This window comes from Acinetobacter sp. LF10 (genome assembly GCF_048585715.1).
GTDB lineage: Bacteria > Pseudomonadota > Gammaproteobacteria > Pseudomonadales > Moraxellaceae > Acinetobacter.
In genome coordinates this window covers 2,398,027-2,416,932 of record NZ_CP184160.1, presented here as the reverse complement: position 1 = coordinate 2,416,932, position 18,906 = coordinate 2,398,027, and the positions used below count along the sequence as shown (strand labels likewise).

Sequence of the window (18,906 nt, the reverse complement as noted above, 5' to 3'; positions counted from 1 at the left end):
CTGATGATTATTATAAAATTGCAGCAACCCCCTGAAGGTAATGATTAGAATTTAGCTTTTGGTGCAGGTTTGAATGCAGCAGGAGATTTCTTAAACGTTGCAATTGCATTTTGGATTGATGTGATTTTCGCTTGGGCCGATTTTTCACCTTCTAAAATTGCTTGATTACTCGATTTCAGATCAAGTACACCCAAATGACCGACTTTCGGTTGAATTACAACACTTGCTTGGCTCAATTCTTCATTAATACTTTGTTGCCCCATAATATTAATGGTCTGATCCAATAAACCCCACATGCTTAATGGTTTATCACCTGTTGGACGCGCAGATATATCGACTGCAATCACAATATCAGCACCCATATCTTTGGCAGTTTTGACAGGAATTGGACTGACTAAACCACCATCTACATATTTCGTATTCCCAATCACCGCAGGGACAAAGACATTGGGAATACTGCAAGAGGCCCGTACGGCTTGACCTGCATTTCCTTTAATAAACTCAGCTTTTTTACCATTGTCTAAACGAGTGGCGACCGCAGCAAAGCGAATTGGAAATTTTTCAATGGGTTTGTTACCAACTTGAGTATTGACATAGTTTTGCAGTTTTTGCCCAAGGATAATGCCTTGACTATTGATGGTAAGATCACGCAAATCAGATTCTTGAAGTTTTAATGCGAGATTTTGCATTTGATAAGGGGTTTGCCCACTTGCATAAATACTTCCAACAAAGCTACCCGCACTTGTTCCAGTGACAATCTTAGCTTTAATGCCATGAGATTCTAAAACTTTAATGACACCAATATGCGCAAAGCCTTTTGCACCACCTCCACCTAAAGCCAAAGCGATAACAGGTTCACGAGCTTTAATCGAAGTTGTAGGGGGAGCATTTTTTACAGTTTGATCACAACCAAATAAAGCTAAGCTGAATAAAGCCAAGCAAGACAGTCGAGCAATTTTCATATGAAGTGGAGATAAAATAGACAAAAAGATGGGCACATCAGAGCAGATTTACCCCCAATTTTCTAGTCCTTTTTCACAAGTTTTTGTAATGGTTCTGCTAGCCAAGCAGGATTCTTTGGAGAAAAATGACCAACATAACGCTGCATAATCTGTTCAAGGTCATTTTGATAGTGACCTGTTGGTGTAAATGCTCCTAAGCTATAAATGGTTTTGCGATCGTAGTCGAAAGCAAACATCACAATGGGTATTCCTGCTGCATGAGCTATATGATAAAAACCACTTTTTATTTTTTCAGCTTTTTTTCGCGTTCCCTCGGGCGCCATACCAACCCAAATTTTGTCATATTTGTGAATAGTCGCGACCACTTGTTCAGTGAGACCATTGGTACTATCACGATGAACAGGAATGAGTCCTACCCAATCTAGAAGCGGCTTAAACGGTGGTTTAAATAAAGTATCTTTTCCCAAAACTGTAATTTTTAAACCGAGCCCACCAATCGCTAAGAAACCATACCAACCATCAATATTTGAAGTGTGTGGAGAAATGATAGCAACTGCTTTGGGTAAGTTTGGAATTTCTCCAACCACAGTCCAACCTTGTCCTAAAAACAGTTTTCTACACAAAGTACGACTGAAAACCGTTCCACGTTGCGGAACTAACGGAGGTAAGTCAGGAAAATATTGTGGCATAAATCTGTAAATACGATGACAACTACCATTTATGTTAAACGCTCATGACAGGTCTCGCATTGGCAAAAACTAAGATTTTATTGCCAGATCAATGAAAGGATTGGATACTTGAGTTCTCTCTTTTATTGCTCTGGAAAACTCTAAATGCTTAATCTTCGACAGATTTACATTTTATTGTTTTCTCTATATTGGGCACAGGGATTACCAGTAGGTTTCATGACCCATGCCTTACCCGTAATTTTAAGAGCACAAGGTGTCTCTTTAGCACATATCGGTGGTTTTGGTTTACTGATGCTGCCTTGGTCGATCAAAATCTTTTGGGCAACTTATGTTGACCGTTTTGCGCTTTCTCGTTTAGGGCACTACCGTAGTTGGATTATTCCGATGCAATTATCGAGTGTTTTTATTTTGGTTATTTTGTCATTTTTCCCTATTCAAGCACTTGATCAACCCAGTTATTTATTTATTTTCTTTGCTCTACTTTTTTTAATGAATTTCACTGGTGCGACACAAGATATTGCCACTGATGCTTTAGCTGTCAATTTACTCAAACAGGATCAACAGCATTGGGGCAATACATTTCAAGTGATTGGTTCACGTTTAGGATTTATTGTTGGTGGTGGAGTAGTGCTTTGGTGTTTAGATTGGTTAAATTGGCAAAAGACCTTTCTTATCTTAGCCATGTTGGTCTTTTTGAATACCATACCTATTTTGTTTTATCGAGAGCCTAGGCATGATTTTACAAATAGCGCGCAGACAACTTCTTCGATTTCATTTAGCCAATCAATTAAAAAATATCTTACTTATTTTACATCTTCTCAAGAGTTAAAAACGTGGTTGATAGTCTTATTGAGCTTTAAAGTTGCTGATGGTTTGGCAGGACCATTATTAAAACCTTTGATGGTCGATATGGGTCTAAATTACACCCAAATAGGCGTTTTTATTACTATTTTTGGTGCCATGGCGGCGCTACTAGGAGCAGGTGTTGCTGGGCTTTTATTAAAACATTTTTCCAGAATACGATGTTTAATTACTTTCTCAATTCTGAAGATTATCAGTTTAGTTGCTTATACTGGCATTGCTTATGGCTATGAAACTAATCAGCAGATTACGCCATTTTGGTTATATATCGTCAATGCATTTGAAGATGCATGTTCAGCAATGTTATTGGTGGTCATCTTAACTTTGATTATGCAGTACAGTCGCAAAGCATTTGCAGGTACAGATTTTACTTTTCAGGTATCAATTATGGCTACGATGAGTGGTTTACTCTACTTAGGAAGTGGAATTTTGGCTGATGCAATTGGATATTATCGTTACTTATGTTTGATTTGTATGATTGCTATTTTGAGTCTATTCCCGATTTTCTATTGGAAAGAAAATACAAGATGAAAACAAATTTTTATTACAAATTTCTTTTAATATTTCTTAATTTTGAAATATAAATGATGGTTTTTATATTGGTTCATCCGCAAAGTTTATTGTTTTAACTCAAAGTCTCGTGATTGCGTTTAAGTATTTTTTATAGAATAGTGTTTTTGAGAATATTGTTTAATTCATTGAAATTTATTAATAAAAAAATATTTTTTATAGAATTCATAAAGTGTAATTGATGTGTGTAAAAATTAAACTTTAGTCGAAAATAGAATAAATAAATAAGATTTTAATCGTTTTGTCATATAAAGTTAATGTGTAGGATTTGTTACAAATTTAGCTAGGACGTAAACAATGAAAATCAAAATTGTAACAGCAGCAGTGCTTGGTTTACTCGCAACTTCAACATTTGCAGCACCAACAATCTATGGTGAAATTGATGCCAGTGTTGATTATTTACCAGAAAAAAATGCAACGATTGGAAATAAAGATGTCTGGGAGATTAGCTCAAATAGTTCGTTTATTGGAATTAAGGGTGATGAAAAACTAACCGATCGTTTAAGCGCTGTATATGCTGCAGAATGGGGTTTAAGTGCTGATGGTGACACCACTGATTGGAGCCAACGTAACCGTTTTATTGGTTTAAAAGACAGCCAATTAGGTACAGTTAAGATTGGTAAGCATGATACGCCTGTAAAGCAATTATCAAGTGTCGTTGATACATTCAATAACTATGTAGGGAATAAAGCTGATATTGGTGGTATTTTCACTGGCGAAAACCGTATCGATAATACGGTGATTTATGAATCTCCAGCCGTTAAATTACTAGATGGTGCATTTAAATTTAACGCATTACTTGCTACGGGTGAATCATCTGGCATCAAAGCGACAAGTGGTGGTGCGAAAGTTGCTGGTCGTGGCTTAGGTGATGCATGGTCTGCATCTGTTACTTATGAAAATCCATTACTCGTGGCGGGTATTGGTTATGACAAAGCAATTCCAAGTAACTTCTTAGGTCGTGGCTTTTTAAATGCATCTGATCCTGATGTGGGAACAACAATAGATCCAATTAATAGTAAACGTACTTATGCAAGTTCAGTCTTTGCTGCTGCAAATACAGTTCGTGCAATTGGTCGTTTAAATCCTGTTGAAGGCTTAGCATTAAAAGCACTTTACCAAACTTCAGAGGTCGAAAAGGCTGAAGGTAACGCTGCCGGATCTGAAAATATTGATGATACTCAAGGTTGGTTAATTGGTGCTGAATATAATATTCCGCAAGCAAAAAATTGGACGGTAAAAGGTCAATATAGCCAAAATGATACCAGTTTTAAAAACAACACGGCAGATTTTAAAGCCAAACAAGTGATTGCTGGTGCTGACTATGCATTTAGCAAACAAGTTAAAACATACGGTTATGCGGGTTATCTAACGCTTGAACAAGCGGACAAAAAAGATAAGCAACCTGTAGCAGGATTAGGTTTAGAATTTAAATTCTAATATCTCGTATCTAAAAACACCCCCTAAGTTTGACTTAGGGGGTGTTTTTTATTTCTATTTTATTATGTTGTAATATAATCATTTAACTGAATAAAATGATTTTCGACAATAACATTAAGACAACTGTTAGATGAAAAGTAAATGGAATTCATTGTTTTGGAATGAATTATTTTGACATATGCTTTGATGCCTAGATATAGATCCATTGTTTTGTTAACTCTCAATTATTTAGTTTAAGTCATTTTTAAGTTTTTATTCTTATCTTAAGCAAGTTAAGAAATCTATTTTCAGACTGTGAAGATCATGTTCCTACAGAAACTCAAGACCAAATCGATATCCTTGTTTGCATTTAATCTATTGCTTGCAATATGGTTAGGTATTTTTCTTAACTTTGCTTTTTATGAAAAAATCCAATCGCTTACGCCTTATACTGGCATAAAAGCGGGAATGTTTGTCGCAGCATCCGTCATTGTAGTTGTTGCAGCTTATCATTTTATTTTTGAGCTTTTTAACTGGAAATGGACAGCAAAACCAATAGCCATCGCTTTAGTTTTTATTGGTGGCTTTGCTTCATATACTGTGAATACACTTGGTGTTTTAATTACATCAGATCAAGTGCAAAATTTAATGCAAACAGATGTTGCTGAAGCACGTGATACATGGTCTTGGCATTTGGTTGTATGGACATTAGGAATGACAGTGCTTCCCATCATTGCAATTTTGATGGTGAAGTTAAAGCCTGAACCAATCCTGCGTCAAATTGTAAAAAAAGTGATTGCTTCAATTGTTTCATTGGCTTTGGTTGGTGGATTATTGTTTGTTTTTTACGTTGATTTTGCAGCGATATTCCGTGAAAACCGTGATTTGAAGGGAATGATCTCACCGCAAAATATGATTGCTTCATTTGCTTCATATTATAAGAAGAAAGCACCTAAAGAAAACTTACCATTATTGACTTATGGTGAAGATGCTTCAATGCAGAAAGCAAATGTTGCTGCTTTACCCAAATTGATGGTTTTAGTGGTGGGTGAGACGGCACGTGCAGAAAACTTTTCTTTGAATGGTTACGCTAAGAATACCAATCCGAAGCTTGCGAAACAGGATTTAATTAATTTTGCTCAAGTGAGTTCTTGTGGCACAGCGACAGCTGTCTCCGTACCATGCATGTTCTCTGGTATGCCACGTAAAGAATATGATGAACGACTTGCAAGTCATCGTGAAGGTCTACTCGATATTGCAAAACGTGCAGGTTATCAAGTGACATGGATTGATAATAATTCTGGTTGTAAGGGAACTTGTGATCGAGTTGAACAATTTAAGATTCCAGAGCCAATTCAAAAGAAATGGTGTAAAGATGAAGAGTGTTTTGATGATATTTTAATTGATAGCTTGAAAGCATATCTTGCAACAATTCCTAAAGATGATACGCGTCCACGCTTAGTGGTACTACATCAAATGGGTAGCCATGGTCCAGCCTATTACAAACGTATTCCAGCAGAATTTAAAGTTTTTAAACCGACCTGTGATACCAATGCGATTCAAGGTTGTTCGCGTGATGCACTTGTGAATAGTTATGATAATACCTTGCTTTATACGGATTATGTTTTGGACTCATTGATTGAAACGTTAAAAGGTCAAACACAGCACGAAGCAGGCTTGTGGTATTTATCGGATCACGGTGAATCAACAGGTGAAAGTGGCATGTATTTACATGGAGCACCCTATGCAATTGCCCCGACTCAACAAACCCATGTTCCAATGTTTATGTGGTTCTCTGATCTTTGGAAAAAACAAGCTCCAGAACAAATGAAATGTTTAGCGAAGCAAAATAAGAGTGAATTGAGTCAAGACAATTTGTTTCCAACGATGTTGAGTTTACTTGATGTCAAAACCAAGGTGATTGACCCTAAAAATGACATGTTAGCGACATGTTCCAACCCATAAGGTGAGATAAAGTCATGACCAAAATCTTGATGATCGAAGATGATTTTATGATTGCAGAGTCAACATTGACTCTGTTGCGCTACCATCAATTCGAGGTAGAGTGGGTCAATAATGGCGTAGATGGGCTGTCCTTATTAGCAAAGCATAATTTTGATTTAGTTTTGCTTGATTTAGGTTTACCCATGATGGATGGTATGCAGGTATTGAGACAAATCCGTCAACGTAGTGTACTTCCAGTATTGATCATTTCAGCCAGAGATCAACTGCAAAACCGTGTCGATGGATTGAATCAAGGTGCGGATGACTACCTAATTAAACCTTATGAGTTCGATGAGTTATTGGCACGAATTAATGCACTATTGCGTCGGGGTCATGCAGAAACAGCACAACTTAAAAATCAATCGCAGTTATTGAAAAATGGTGATTTGGTTCTTGATGTCGAGCAGCATTTGGCGACCTTCAAAGGACAACAGATTGAGTTATCAAACCGTGAATGGGCAATTTTAATTCCGCTTGTGAGCCATCCAAATAAAATCTTCTCCAAAGCAAATCTTGAAGATAAGCTTTATGATTTTGATAGTGAGGTGACCAGTAATACCATAGAGGTTTATGTACATCACTTACGTGCAAAACTAGGTAAAGATTTTATTCGAACCATCCGTGGTTTGGGTTACCGACTGGGACAATCATAAATATTTATGAAAATATCTAAGCAATACTCGCTGAAAAAAAGACTGATTTGGGGAACTTCGGTCTTTAGTTTACTGCTTGGATGTTTATTAATCTTTACCGCTTATAAAACAGCTTTACATGAAGTTGATGAGATTCTTGATACACAAATGCAATATATGGCTGAACGTTCGACAGCTCAGCCTTTAACGAGTGTTGCGAGTAAAGTTGAACTGCATCGCACATATCACGAAGAAGATTTGCTGGTTGATATTTGGGCTTATAAAGATCAAAGTCATTTATGGCATCAAACACACTTACTCATTCCGCCTGTAAAACAGGCAGGTTTTTATAGCCAAGAAACGCCACAAGGCAAATGGCGTGTCTATGTCATTCCTTTAAAAGACTATCAAATACAAGTTAGTCAGCAGGAAGATGTTCGCCAATCATTTGCTTGGGAATTGGCAGGGAGTATGTTTGTTCCCTATATCATTTTATTGCCTTTTGCGATTGTAGTTTTAGCCTTTATCATTCGTTTGAGTTTAAAACCTCTCGACGATTTCAAAACAGAATTAAAGCGACGTGATTCAGAAGGTTTAGCCCCCATAGATGGCAATCATTATCCTCAAGAGTTGATCCCAACGATCGAAGAAATGAATCATTTATTCGAACGAATTCAACATGCTCAAACCGAACAAAAGCAGTTTATAGCAGATGCTGCACATGAATTACGAACACCTGTCACTGCACTCAATTTACAGACCAAGATCCTGATTAGCCAATTTCCTGAACATGAAGCTTTGCAAAATTTGAGTAAAGGCTTGGCACGTATTCAGCATTTGGTGACGCAGCTTTTAGCTTTAGCAAAGCAAGATGTTGCATTAAGTCTGATAGAACCGAATACGCAATTTTGTCTTAATGATGTCGCACTAAATTGTGTTGAACAACTTGTTAATCTGGCTATGCAGAAAGAAATTGATTTGGGTTTTGAGCGTAACGATTTGATAGAAATGCAAAGCCTTGAATCAACTGTACATTCAATTATTTTTAATCTGATTGATAACGCGATTAAGTACACGCCAGATCAAGGCATTATTAACATTTCGGTTTACAGTGACAGTGACGATTTTGCTTGTATTCAAATTGAAGATAGCGGTGTCGGTATTGATGCTGAACAATACGATAAAGTTCTAAAACGTTTTTATCGAGTGCACCATCATTTAGAAGTGGGCAGTGGTCTCGGACTTTCAATTGTCGATAAAGCCACGCAGCGACTGGGGGGAAGCCTAGTCCTATCTCGAAGTCTTGATCTAGGAGGACTCTCAGTTTTAGTTCGCTTACCTAAAAAACTTTAATCGTGACATTAAGCACTGCATTTGTATTGAAGGACTATTTGAAAATTACGTATTTTTTTCTGATTGCTCTTTCAAATAACGTAAGAATAAAACGCATTTTTGGATACGTTTGCCATCATTGCCCACTTTGCTAATATTAAAATTCAGAACCCATTTTAAGCGTTTCCCAACTTTACAAATGTCACTATATACTTGTGGTTCGGCAAGTAATGCACGATAAAGGATTTGGCTAGCATCAGCTAATTGTTCAAATTCAAAATGATAGGCTGTAGAGAAAATAAATAGCAACCAGTCACGAACAAAACAATCATGTAAACTCAGGACTTCATGCGGGTCAGTTTCAAAATCAATAAAACTAAACTGATTATTTTGGTCGACAAGAATGTTGCGAGCGAATGCTTCGCTTAAATAGCCTTGTTTAGTATGAATAGCTTGAATAGCTTGAATAGCTTGGCTAAATAATAATGATTTTGAAAGAATATCTTTTTGACAAGCCAATGCTTGATCTAGTTGTGAGACGCTACGTTGATGTTGTGATCCGATGTCTTCAAGCAAAATTCCTTTTTTTGAAACAGCAAGAACATTCGATGTGGAAACACCTAAAGATTTGAGTGTTTGAATCCGATTGTATTCACATTCAATTGCAGCAGAACCACCTTGATTTGGAACTGGAGTAATTGCGCCTAAATTAAATATTTTTGCTAACCACTTCAATGGCGTGTAAAGCCATAAACCGTGACGTTCAGATGCTTTCTTTAACCATACTTTATGAGAACCTAGATCATAGGCTTGAATGGAAGATTGTTGCTTAGTTAAAGTAGTTTCTAAGAAATTTTGAAAGTCATCCATCAGCAGCAAACAGTACCTAAGTGAATATCGTGATCATGCATGAAGCCCATGCGAGTAGAGCTTCACTTTATCATATCAGGACTCATTTGCGTTACAGAATTAGCCGCTGCATGAGCTAAATGACGTTTATACGTGATCATATAAACCACAACATTGATAGCAAAGCAAATCCAAGCTGTCCATAAATTATGACTGAGGAAATGTGCACCACGCATCATTTGTGCCCAGCCCATTGCGAAGCCAAGTAATACACCTGCAAATAAATAAAACCAAGCTCTTTTACGCTGATCGAGGCGATAAAGAAAATAGCCTGTAACTAAGGCAAAACCTGTACTTGCATGACCACCTGGAAAACAATGTCCAGCAGTTGCTGAAAAATCCCAAATAAAACCTGTGACAGTCTTATGGGTCATATCCCATGGGCAAGCGTGAGCAGCTTGTGCTTTCATTAGACCAATAATGCATGTACATAACATACTGACCCAAAACATATAGCCATACTGCCAACGTTTCGCTTTGAATTTTTCTATTTTAAAAGAAGCGATCCACAGTAGGAAAAAGCTTACATAGACAATAGTTAAAACTTTTTTGACATAAGTATGATTTAGCTTTGCAAGATACCAATCGCCTTTCAAAGCAAACTCACCAAAAGTTCCGACCCATGGTTGAATCAAATATAGATCTATTGCTCCGCCAACGGGAAACAGAAATAACAGGATAAAAAAACTGATGCACAATAAAGAGCTTGTGAGTAAAAAAAAGCGGGTTTTGAAGATCATAGCGCATGCAGTTTGGGCGGAAAAATCATGCTGCTATTTAATATTTTAAAGCTTAATTGTCTCTTAAATATCCATAAAAAAAGCGGCTTGATTGCCGCTTTAAACATTACAGTTTAGAACATTGATTCTTCTGAATTGGCTGAAATCTTGTGAATCGAAAGGTCTGCACCACGATATTCATCTTCTTGAGAGAGGCGAATACCAATTGTGGCTTTCAAAATACCATAGATTACAAAACCACCAACAAGTGCAATGATAATACCTAAGCCAGTTCCAATGATTTGCGAAATAATAGATACACCGCCTAAACCACCTAATGCTTGTTGACCAAAAATACCTGCTGCGATACCCCCGAAAGCACCACACACACCATGCAAAGGCCATACACCAAGCACATCGTCGATTTTGAGTTTGTTCTGAGTATAAGTAAATAGATAAACAAACATACCGCCTGCGGCACTACCAATTAGTAATGCACCAATTGGATGCACAATATCCGAGCCTGCACAGATTGCAACTAAACCTGCAAGTGGGCCATTGTGTAAGAAACCAGGGTCATCTTTACCCATAAAGTTTGCAGTCAATGTACCGCCAACCATTGCCATGAGTGAGTTAATCGCAACTAATCCTGAAATGGCATCAACGCGCTGTGCGCTCATGACATTAAAGCCAAACCAGCCGACAATTAAAATCCATGAGCCTAAAGCAAGGAATGGAATCGATGAAGGTGGATGTGCACTCACACGACCATCATGCTTATAACGACCATGACGCGCGCCAAGTAAAATCACTGCAGCTAATGCAATCCAGCCACCCATTGCATGCACAACGACTGAACCTGCAAAGTCATGGAAACTTGCACCAAAAGAGGTCTCTAACCATTTTTGAAAGCCGTAGTTGCCATTCCAAATCATACCTTCGAAGAAAGGATAGATTAAAGCAACCAAAATTAAAGTAGCGATTGCTTGTGAACGCATTTTGGCACGTTCTGCGATGCCGCCAGAAATAATTGCTGGAATCGCTGCTGCGAAGGTGAGTAAGAAGAAACAGCGCATCAAGTTATAACCATGATCTGCTGTTAAAGCACTGCCTGCATGGAAAAAGTTTTGTCCATAGGCAATCCAGTAACCCACAAAAAAGTAAGCGATTGCTGAAATTGCAAAATCAGTAAGGATTTTACTGAGCGCATTCACTTGGTTTTTGTGGCGTACGGTGCCAAGCTCTAAAAATGCAAAGCCTGCATGCATTGCTAATACGAGTACTGCACCGAGCAGTAAGAAAAATAGATCTACGTTTTGCATATTAATGCTCAAAAAAAGTGCTAAACCATATTTTATGCAAATAATTGATTCGTTTTTTGCACCAAAATGGATTTAGTAAATCTAAAACCCCAAGCTATTCTGAAATAGCTCAATTTAATGGAAAATATAATGCAAAAAATGCACCAATTTAGAAATTAAATTGTAATTTTGGTGATAAGTGGTGCATTTTGTGTGAAAACAGGACGTTTTTATTGTCGCTAAGAGCTAAATCGCACGATCTAGGCATGTTGGTGTAAATCTGAGCGGCAATACGATGCCCCTACGTGATTATATTCAAAGGGTGATTTACTACCTTCCTTATCTGATTATTGCTACACTTTTTATTTTTCAGGCAGATGAGTATGTCCTTTGATCTCAAAGTTAGCTTACAGCAAAGGGCTGAACAGTCACCACAGCAGAAAAAACTGAATCGCTTGATTGATAAAATCGAACAGCAAAAAGTTAGTCTTGCGACATGGCAAAATGCCCAAGCTGAAATTCAAAAACATACTCGCCACAAACTGCTGCCAGTATATAGCGAATTACATGAAATCTTGTTTCAGCAGTTAGATCAACTTTGGAATCTGCTACACAGCCATGAATTTTCCAAAGCAGATATGCAGCAACTCGATGAAAAAATTTCCCAACTTGCCCAATTTTTAAAGCGCTCCAAAATGTTGAAAGATGAGCAGTTAAAGCTGATACAGCAGATTGATACTTTTTATCAGCAACATACACATCAATCATCGAAAAAGAATAAAAAAGTACAGTCAGTTAAGTTCGAACTTAATGAAAATTTTGATCAAAATATAGAATTAGAAGAAGATGACTTTGAGCAATATGCTGCTGAGCAGCAACAGGCACGAGAGCAAGCCAAACAACTTAGACAACAGCAGAAACGTGAACAAGCTGAGCAAATGGCAGCACAGTCACTCAAAACAGTATATTTAAAGATTGCTGCGATGATTCACCCTGACCGTGAGCAAGACGAGACTAAGAAAGAAGAAAAAACCGAGTTGTTCCAACATGCGAGTCAGGCTTATGAACGGCAGGATTTATTTTATTTGTTGAAACTCCAGTTACAGCTTGAACAGAATAAAGGTGTTGGAGCTAAAGAGTTATCTGCGGAGCAAGTGAAGTTTTATAAACTGGCTTTGGATGCACAAAGTCAGCAGCTTGAAAGTCAAATTGATGAGATTTTGGATTCTTTTCAGTTGGCGAAGAAAATAAAAGCGGAACATATGCATATAAGTGATGTGTATAAAGCTATAGATGCGGATTGTGCTGAGTTAAAGCAGCAGTTGAAGTGGGAAAAAGAGCGTTTAAAGCATATGAAAAAAGTGAGTGGGGTAGAGATGTTGTTGGGGCATGGGGCATTGTAAGCTTTTTTTAAAATACCTCTCCCTAGCCCTCTCCTGAAAGGAGAGGGAACTTTATTGCGTATCGAATAACTATCAAATTCACAAAGGACACTCCCTCTCCCTTAGGGAGAGGGCTGGGGTGAGGGTTATTAAAATGGAAAATAAAAAATGAAAATAGACCCACAATTATTAGAATTCGCCAAGACCATGCGGACTAATGCCACTGATGCAGAACACCTGATGTGGCAATTACTCCGCGCTAAACGATTTATGAATCTCAAATTTCGCAGACAGCATGTAATTGCACCGTATATTGTGGATTTTTATTGCCATGAATTGGGTTTAGTGATTGAGTTGGATGGTAGTCAACATAATACAGATGATGGTCGAGCTTATGATTTTGAGCGAACCAAGTTTTTAGAGGCTTTGGGTTTAAGTGTGGTACGGTATTGGAACAATGATGTGTTGAAGAATACTGAATCAGTTTTGGGTAATTTGTGGAATATTTGTGTTCATTTGAAAAGTAAAAGCACCTCTCCCTTGCGGAACTACAATCGTTCCTCATCTCCTAAGAGGAGAGGGAATATCATATATTAAATCTATGTTAGCAAGCCTATTACTTGTAGTATTAATAGAGTTAAGCAATATAGGAATATTAAATTTATTCGGATATTAACGAATGGAAAATAATCCAATAATATTTTTAAGCATTGATCATGAAGACAAACTTTATTCTTTTAACTTTGAAAATAGAGAATTAGATCAATCGAATATATCAAAAAATCAGCGTGCATCAAATGGATATGGCCTTTATGCTGAAGTTGATAAACAGAGGAAATTAGTAGCAATTTTGGGTTGTGGCGATTTTGTTTACTTTCTATTTGATAGAGCATTGTATCGTTTAGATGATGAGAGCTTAACAGTAAGTCAAAAAGATGGATTTCTAAAAAATACTTTTCAACTTTTCGTTAATGGGCAAAAGAAAATTGATATTCATTATAAACAAATCTGGGATATTGATAATGATATTTTCTTGGATGTAAAAGATTGGTTAGATATAAAACCTAGAAAGAAATTACTCCTTAAGTTGAGTAAATATGCAGAGTTTTTAAAAGAGGAAAATCTGGAAAGAAGATGTGATGTTAGTTGGCATAAAGAATTAGGTATTTAGTGGGATGCATGGAAATTTTTTTGGAATAGATATTATTTTTAATTTGATATAGCACTGATTTATATTTTTGAAATATCAACTTAAAAAGGTATTAATTTGGGGGTGGAAAGGATTTAGGTTATGAAATCTCAATATAATGATCTTTATGATTGTATAGCCAATCTGATATGGTTTCTAGTTTTTCGATAGAATCTTTTGAAATAGTAATCAGTTCTATCATATCACTTCTTAAAGTTAAGACTTGGGTGACTGTATCGGAAAACTGAGAAATTGAACTTTGATAGCAACAAATCGCTTTAGGGTTTAATGAGCGAGTGTCCCAAGTCCATTCTGGATGACAATGAAATTGGTTAGGCAGATGGTTTTCAGCACGGTTCCATGGTTTATTCGAACTATAATTTGTTGAAATGTAAACTTTTGATGAGCAATTTTTATGCTCTGCTAAAAATGTATATAATAAATCATAATCTTCAAAGCCATTAACCATCCACGTAGCAGTAGTACCAATATCAATAAATTTTTTGCATTCTATACAGCCTAGCTCAAAGCTATCCTCATATCGATCAAGTGGGATAAACTGAGCATTTAATATTGGTAAGCAATTTACATTTTCTATTTTTAGTTCTTTATTTTTTAAGCAAGATGTGTTGATTATAAATTCAGCTATGTTTTCTAAATCGTCTAGTTGATTCTGATATATTTCAATGAAATAAGCTAATTGGTTGTAAATTCTAATACCGCTATTTTTTGGTATTTTTAAAAAGTGATTTTGTAATGAAGTGTTAATTTGATCTTCATAATCTTGATCTAAATTATTTTGATTATATTTAATATCATACCATGCTGAGTCATGATCGTCACGACATACTAATAGCTCACAAGTAGAGTGAATATGTTGATCTAAAAATGCATATAATTGGGTGTTACCATAAGAAAATCCCATAGAACAATAATTACCTAAATTGATATAGGTATTACAAGTTATACAGGCTAATTCAAAATAAACACTCATCTGAAAATTCCTAAATAAAAGGGGCTAAAATAGCCCCTTATTATTTTATAATGCGGCAATTTGCTCCATATTCGCTTTAATCTTCACTAACTGGTCAGCAAACTCAGCCAATTTCACTTTCTCACCCTCAACAACTGCTGCTGGTGCTTTTGCCACAAAACCTTCGTTGCCCAATTTAGTTGCAATTTGATCATGTTGCTTTTGCACTTTGTCTAAGTCTTTTTGTAGGCGACCGAGTTCCGCTTTCGGGTCAATTAAACCTTTCATTGGAACAAATACAGACACATGACCCACAACAGAAGAAGAAGACAATGGCGGTTGCTCAGCATCAGCCAAGAAAGTAATGCTTTCTACTTTCGCTAAAGCTTTGAACAACGCTTCAATACGTGTGATCTGTGCTTTTTCAGCGTCCGTTGTGTTTTGAAGCAATACTGGCAATAAACGTGCATTACCTAAGCCCATTTCACCACGGATGTTACGTACCGCACCAATCAAGCCTTGTAACCATTGCATGTCCGCTTCAGCTTGCTCATTGATTTTCTCTTGAGCAGGCACAGGATATGCCGCAGTCATAATCGTTTTGCCTTTAATGCCGAGCATTGGCGCAAGCGTTTGCCAAATTTCTTCAGTCAAGTACGGCATAATCGGGTGAGCTAAACGTAAAGACGCTTCCATCACAGCCAATAACACACGACGAACTTCCGCTTTACGCTCTTCAGATACTTCAGCATCGTTCAATACTGGCTTGGTCAATTCTACATACCAGTCGCAGTATTCATTCCAAATAAAGTCGTAGATCGCTTGTGCAGCTAAATCTAAGCGATAGGTTGCAAAGGCTTGTTGAACCGCAGCTTCCGCTTTTTGCAAACGGCTGATAATCCATTGCTCTGGTAACTCCCAAAGATCAGGGCGAGCAGTTTGACCAACGGTTTGACCTTCAACATTCATTAATACGAAACGGGTTGCGTTCCAGATTTTGTTACAGAAGTTACGGTAACCTTCAACACGCTTCATATCGAATTTGATGTCGCGACCCGTGTTCGCGAGTGCACAGAAGGTGAATCGAACGGCGTCTGTACCGTAAGCCTGAATACCTTCTGGGAATTCTTTACGGGTTGATTTTTCAATCTTCGCTGCTTGTTTCGGGTTCATCAAACCCGTCGTACGTTTTTGTACTAAAGTCTCAAGATCTACACCATCAATCAAGTCGAGTGGGTCAAGTACGTTACCTTTCGACTTAGACATCTTCTGACCTTCGCCATCACGAACTAAACCATGTACATACACAGTTTTGAACGGAACTTGTGACGTACCATCTTCATTTTTCATGAAGTGCATGGTCATCATGATCATGCGTGCAACCCAGAAGAAGATAATGTCAAAACCTGTCACCAACACATCAGTCGGGTGGAAGGTATTGAGGAAATAGTTTTCAGCATCTTTTGCTTTGTCGCCAGTCCAACCCAAAGTTGAAAATGTCCAAAGCGCAGAAGAGAACCATGTATCCAATACATCTTCATCTTGACTCAATGCAACATCAGCAGGAATGTTATTATTGGCACGAACTTCTGCTTCGTCACGACCAACGAATACATTACCTTCAGCATCGTACCAAGCTGGAATACGATGACCCCACCAAAGCTGACGTGAAATACACCAGTCTTGAATGTTGTTCATCCACGCCATGTACATGTTGCTGTACTGCTCAGGTACAAATTTGATGTCACCATCTTTCACCGCTTTAATCGCTGGCTCAGCAAGTGGTGCAATTTTGACATACCATTGGTCAGTCAATAATGGCTCAACGATCACACCTGAACGGTCACCGCGAGGTGGTTTAAGCGTATACGGTTGAATTTGATCTAACCAGCCTTCAGCTTCAGCTTGTTCAACCAATTGTTTACGTGCAGCAAAACGCTCTAAACCAATGTAGTCTGCTGGTGCAGCGATGGTTTTAGAAATTTGCTCGCCTGCTTTAGCGATGTATTCAAACTCAGCCAATACTTCCGCATTTTTGTTGAAGATGTTGATAATTGGCAATTCACAACGCTTACCGACTTCATAGTCATTGAAGTCATGTGCAGGGGTGATTTTCACACAGCCTGTACCGAATTCTTTATCAACATATTCATCTTTAACAATTGGAACTGCACGACCTGTAATTGGCAGGATAATGTTTTGACCTACAAGGTGTGAATAGCGTTCATCATCAAGTGCAACAGCAACGGCAGTATCGCCTAATAAAGTTTCAGGACGTGTGGTTGCGACAACAATGTGATCTTTACCATCGTGCGTGCGGAGTGATTTGTCTTCAAAGAAGTATTTGAAGTGCCACAATGAGCCTGCTTCTTCTTTGTCTGATTCAACTTCAAGATCAGAAAGGGCAGTTTGTAATTTAGGATCCCAGTTTACCAAACGTTTACCGCGGTAAATTAAGCCATCTTCATGCAGTTTAACGAAGACTTCTTTCACCGCATTGGATAAGCCTTCATCCATGGTGAAGCGTTCACGTGACCAGTCAACAGAAGAACCTAAACGGCGAATTTGACGAGTAATCGTCCCACCAGATTGTTCTTTCCATTCCCAAATCTTTTCAATGAACTTTTCACGACCTAAGTCATGACGGCTGATGTTTTGTGCGCCAAGCTGACGTTCTACCACCATTTGTGTTGCAATACCAGCATGGTCAGTACCCGGTTGCCATAAGGTATTTTTACCAGACATACGGTTATAGCGAGTCAAAGCATCCATGATGGCATTGTTAAAACCATGACCCATGTGCAAGCTGCCCGTGACGTTCGGTGGTGGAATCATGATACAGAATGATTCACCTTGACCTGAGGGTTTGAAATAACCTTGTTGTTCCCAGATTTGGTACCACTTCTTTTCGATCTCAGTTGGATCGTAAGTAGTTGCAATATTTTGAGCAGATTGAGCGTCAGTCATAGTACAGAAGATTAAAATTGAATAAAAAATTAGATCTATTGTAGCAAAAAAATGATGAATATTTTCATCAAAAAAAGTCGATGAAAACAGTTGTTTTTTTCTTGAAAAAAGTTAGATTTATGTGTGTTACATCACATAATTAAAAATGTTTAAGCATAAAACAACGATATAAAAATATTAAAACTTAAAACAGGACGGTTACGATGAGTTATTCAATTCTATTAAAAATCAATGAAGTAACTTATGATAAGTTTGAGACGATTCATCAGTAACTCAATGATGGAACGAGTGCGAGTCAATCTAGAGTTCTAGTTGAAGTACTTTCAGAAATTGCTTGTGACATCGTAGAACAAGTTTTTTCAGTATTATTGATTCAAAATACTCAACCTACAGCGATATCGCAGAAATATAAGACTGAATCTGAAAAAGTAATTCAACAAATTATTGGTGCAGTACGTCGATATATGCCTTGGTCAATCGCACTATTTGGTAATGAACGGCTTTGTCCTTTTGTGAACTATTTTTCTAATATGATTAAATATCATGATCAGCAAGTTTATGTATCTTATCCGATTGATCGAAACCTAGTACAACAGGCACACGCATTAGTTGCACAGATCAAAAACAACGAAATCAATGATATGGCTGATGTGTTTCATACGTTGATTCAGATTATAGACTTAGGTGTAACTAATCTAATTCGTGAACCAAAAAAATGCCTAAATTTCAATAAGGTGGTGGATAAAACTTTAAATGGGGTGATTCATATAACGGCACAACTCAGTTATAAGCGTTTAGAGAAAATGAGTAACCAAGTAGATCTAAATACTGCATCAGATTGCGTTAATCACTTTTTGGCATTTATGCATGTTGATCGTGAATAGAATGTGGTAAATTCAGCACTTGAAAAGCCAAAAATGAAAGAAAAACAGAATCTAAGGGTGAATAAGGGCTTATTTAATAAGCCCTTATTTTATGGAATCTAGAATAGGGTTAT

At 37.4% G+C, this 18,906-nt stretch carries 15 protein-coding genes and 1 pseudogene; 9 read left to right on the top strand and 7 right to left on the bottom strand.

Annotated elements, in window-relative coordinates:
• Positions 1-44 precede the first annotated feature (44 nt).
• Together ACN19N_RS11640 and ACN19N_RS11635 are read right to left on the bottom strand one after the other, a co-directional pair.
• The gene (locus tag ACN19N_RS11640; protein ID WP_269239708.1) at positions 45-962 is read right to left on the bottom strand and encodes a patatin-like phospholipase family protein; all 918 of its coding nucleotides are present in this window, start codon (positions 960-962) and stop codon (positions 45-47) included.
• 62 nt (positions 963-1,024) lie between these two features.
• Entirely contained in the window at positions 1,025-1,651 is a 627-nt protein-coding gene (locus tag ACN19N_RS11635; protein WP_269228521.1) for a lysophospholipid acyltransferase family protein, read from the bottom strand.
• A gap of 144 nt (positions 1,652-1,795) precedes the next feature.
• Here ACN19N_RS11635 and ACN19N_RS11630 point away from each other — a divergent pair, with 144 nt between their 5' ends.
• The 5 genes from ACN19N_RS11630 (at position 1,796) to ACN19N_RS11610 (ending at position 8,490) form a co-directional block, all read left to right on the top strand.
• Entirely contained in the window at positions 1,796-3,043 is a 1,248-nt protein-coding gene (locus ACN19N_RS11630) for an MFS transporter (RefSeq protein WP_420001372.1), read from the top strand.
• A 336-nt stretch (positions 3,044-3,379) separates the two neighbouring features.
• Positions 3,380-4,522: a porin gene (locus tag ACN19N_RS11625; protein WP_269228519.1), complete on the top strand. Its 1,143-nt coding sequence runs from the start codon at positions 3,380-3,382 to the stop codon at positions 4,520-4,522.
• Between the two features lie 303 nt (positions 4,523-4,825).
• Positions 4,826-6,466: a phosphoethanolamine transferase gene (locus ACN19N_RS11620; protein ID WP_420001371.1), complete on the top strand. Its 1,641-nt coding sequence runs from the start codon at positions 4,826-4,828 to the stop codon at positions 6,464-6,466.
• Positions 6,467-6,480: 14 nt separating this feature from the next.
• Complete coding sequence (locus ACN19N_RS11615; RefSeq protein ID WP_087543277.1) at positions 6,481-7,158, top strand: response regulator transcription factor; 678 nt, start codon at positions 6,481-6,483, stop codon at positions 7,156-7,158.
• Positions 7,159-7,164: 6 nt separating this feature from the next.
• On the top strand, positions 7,165-8,490 hold the full coding sequence (locus ACN19N_RS11610; protein WP_420001370.1) for an ATP-binding protein: 1,326 nt from the start codon (positions 7,165-7,167) through the stop codon (positions 8,488-8,490).
• Positions 8,491-8,535: 45 nt separating this feature from the next.
• Here ACN19N_RS11610 and ACN19N_RS11605 read toward each other — a convergent pair whose 3' ends face one another.
• From ACN19N_RS11605 to ACN19N_RS11595, 3 genes are all read right to left on the bottom strand, one after another.
• Positions 8,536-9,339, bottom strand: a complete 804-nt coding sequence (locus tag ACN19N_RS11605; protein ID WP_420001369.1) for a serine/threonine protein kinase — start codon at positions 9,337-9,339, stop codon at positions 8,536-8,538.
• A 62-nt stretch (positions 9,340-9,401) separates the two neighbouring features.
• Positions 9,402-10,118, bottom strand: a complete 717-nt coding sequence (locus ACN19N_RS11600) for a phosphatase PAP2 family protein (RefSeq protein ID WP_420001368.1) — start codon at positions 10,116-10,118, stop codon at positions 9,402-9,404.
• A 113-nt stretch (positions 10,119-10,231) separates the two neighbouring features.
• Positions 10,232-11,419 (bottom strand): ammonium transporter, encoded by a 1,188-nt coding sequence (locus ACN19N_RS11595; RefSeq protein WP_269228514.1) that lies wholly within the window; start codon positions 11,417-11,419, stop codon positions 10,232-10,234.
• 362 nt (positions 11,420-11,781) lie between these two features.
• Between ACN19N_RS11595 and ACN19N_RS11590 the strand changes: the two genes are divergently transcribed.
• From ACN19N_RS11590 to ACN19N_RS11580, 3 genes are all read left to right on the top strand, one after another.
• Positions 11,782-12,801: a molecular chaperone DnaJ gene (locus tag ACN19N_RS11590; RefSeq protein ID WP_420001367.1), complete on the top strand. Its 1,020-nt coding sequence runs from the start codon at positions 11,782-11,784 to the stop codon at positions 12,799-12,801.
• 147 nt (positions 12,802-12,948) lie between these two features.
• Complete coding sequence (locus ACN19N_RS11585; RefSeq protein ID WP_420001366.1) at positions 12,949-13,377, top strand: endonuclease domain-containing protein; 429 nt, start codon at positions 12,949-12,951, stop codon at positions 13,375-13,377.
• Positions 13,378-13,459: 82 nt separating this feature from the next.
• Positions 13,460-13,951 (top strand): hypothetical protein, encoded by a 492-nt coding sequence (locus ACN19N_RS11580; RefSeq protein WP_269228511.1) that lies wholly within the window; start codon positions 13,460-13,462, stop codon positions 13,949-13,951.
• Positions 13,952-14,069: 118 nt separating this feature from the next.
• Here the strand turns inward: ACN19N_RS11580 and ACN19N_RS11575 are convergent, their stop codons facing one another.
• Entirely contained in the window at positions 14,070-14,963 is an 894-nt protein-coding gene (locus ACN19N_RS11575; protein ID WP_420001365.1) for a hypothetical protein, read from the bottom strand.
• Positions 14,964-15,008: 45 nt separating this feature from the next.
• Entirely contained in the window at positions 15,009-17,909 is a 2,901-nt protein-coding gene (locus ACN19N_RS11570; protein WP_420001364.1) for a valine--tRNA ligase, read from the bottom strand.
• A gap of 203 nt (positions 17,910-18,112) precedes the next feature.
• On the opposite strand from ACN19N_RS11570, the pseudogene ACN19N_RS11565 reads away from it, so the two are divergent.
• Positions 18,113-18,793, top strand: a pseudogene (locus tag ACN19N_RS11565) (hypothetical protein).
• Positions 18,794-18,906 lie beyond the last annotated feature (113 nt).

Bases quoted from the DNA above. Each gene is read 5' to 3' on its own strand.
- ACN19N_RS11605 (WP_420001369.1), bottom strand. From the start codon at position 9,339: ATGGATGACTTTCAAAATTTCTTAGAAACTACTTTAACTAAGCAACAA.
- ACN19N_RS11610 (WP_420001370.1), top strand. From the start codon at position 7,165: ATGAAAATATCTAAGCAATACTCGCTGAAAAAAAGACTGATTTGGGGA.
- ACN19N_RS11620 (WP_420001371.1), top strand. From the start codon at position 4,826: ATGTTCCTACAGAAACTCAAGACCAAATCGATATCCTTGTTTGCATTT.
- ACN19N_RS11585 (WP_420001366.1), top strand. From the start codon at position 12,949: ATGAAAATAGACCCACAATTATTAGAATTCGCCAAGACCATGCGGACT.
- ACN19N_RS11600 (WP_420001368.1), bottom strand. From the start codon at position 10,118: ATGATCTTCAAAACCCGCTTTTTTTTACTCACAAGCTCTTTATTGTGC.
- ACN19N_RS11570 (WP_420001364.1), bottom strand. From the start codon at position 17,909: ATGACTGACGCTCAATCTGCTCAAAATATTGCAACTACTTACGATCCA.
- ACN19N_RS11625 (WP_269228519.1), top strand. From the start codon at position 3,380: ATGAAAATCAAAATTGTAACAGCAGCAGTGCTTGGTTTACTCGCAACT.
- ACN19N_RS11590 (WP_420001367.1), top strand. From the start codon at position 11,782: ATGTCCTTTGATCTCAAAGTTAGCTTACAGCAAAGGGCTGAACAGTCA.
- ACN19N_RS11640 (WP_269239708.1), bottom strand. From the start codon at position 962: ATGAAAATTGCTCGACTGTCTTGCTTGGCTTTATTCAGCTTAGCTTTA.
- ACN19N_RS11630 (WP_420001372.1), top strand. From the start codon at position 1,796: ATGCTTAATCTTCGACAGATTTACATTTTATTGTTTTCTCTATATTGG.
- ACN19N_RS11580 (WP_269228511.1), top strand. From the start codon at position 13,460: ATGGAAAATAATCCAATAATATTTTTAAGCATTGATCATGAAGACAAA.
- ACN19N_RS11615 (WP_087543277.1), top strand. From the start codon at position 6,481: ATGACCAAAATCTTGATGATCGAAGATGATTTTATGATTGCAGAGTCA.
- ACN19N_RS11635 (WP_269228521.1), bottom strand. From the start codon at position 1,651: ATGCCACAATATTTTCCTGACTTACCTCCGTTAGTTCCGCAACGTGGA.
- ACN19N_RS11575 (WP_420001365.1), bottom strand. From the start codon at position 14,963: ATGAGTGTTTATTTTGAATTAGCCTGTATAACTTGTAATACCTATATC.
- ACN19N_RS11595 (WP_269228514.1), bottom strand. From the start codon at position 11,419: ATGCAAAACGTAGATCTATTTTTCTTACTGCTCGGTGCAGTACTCGTA.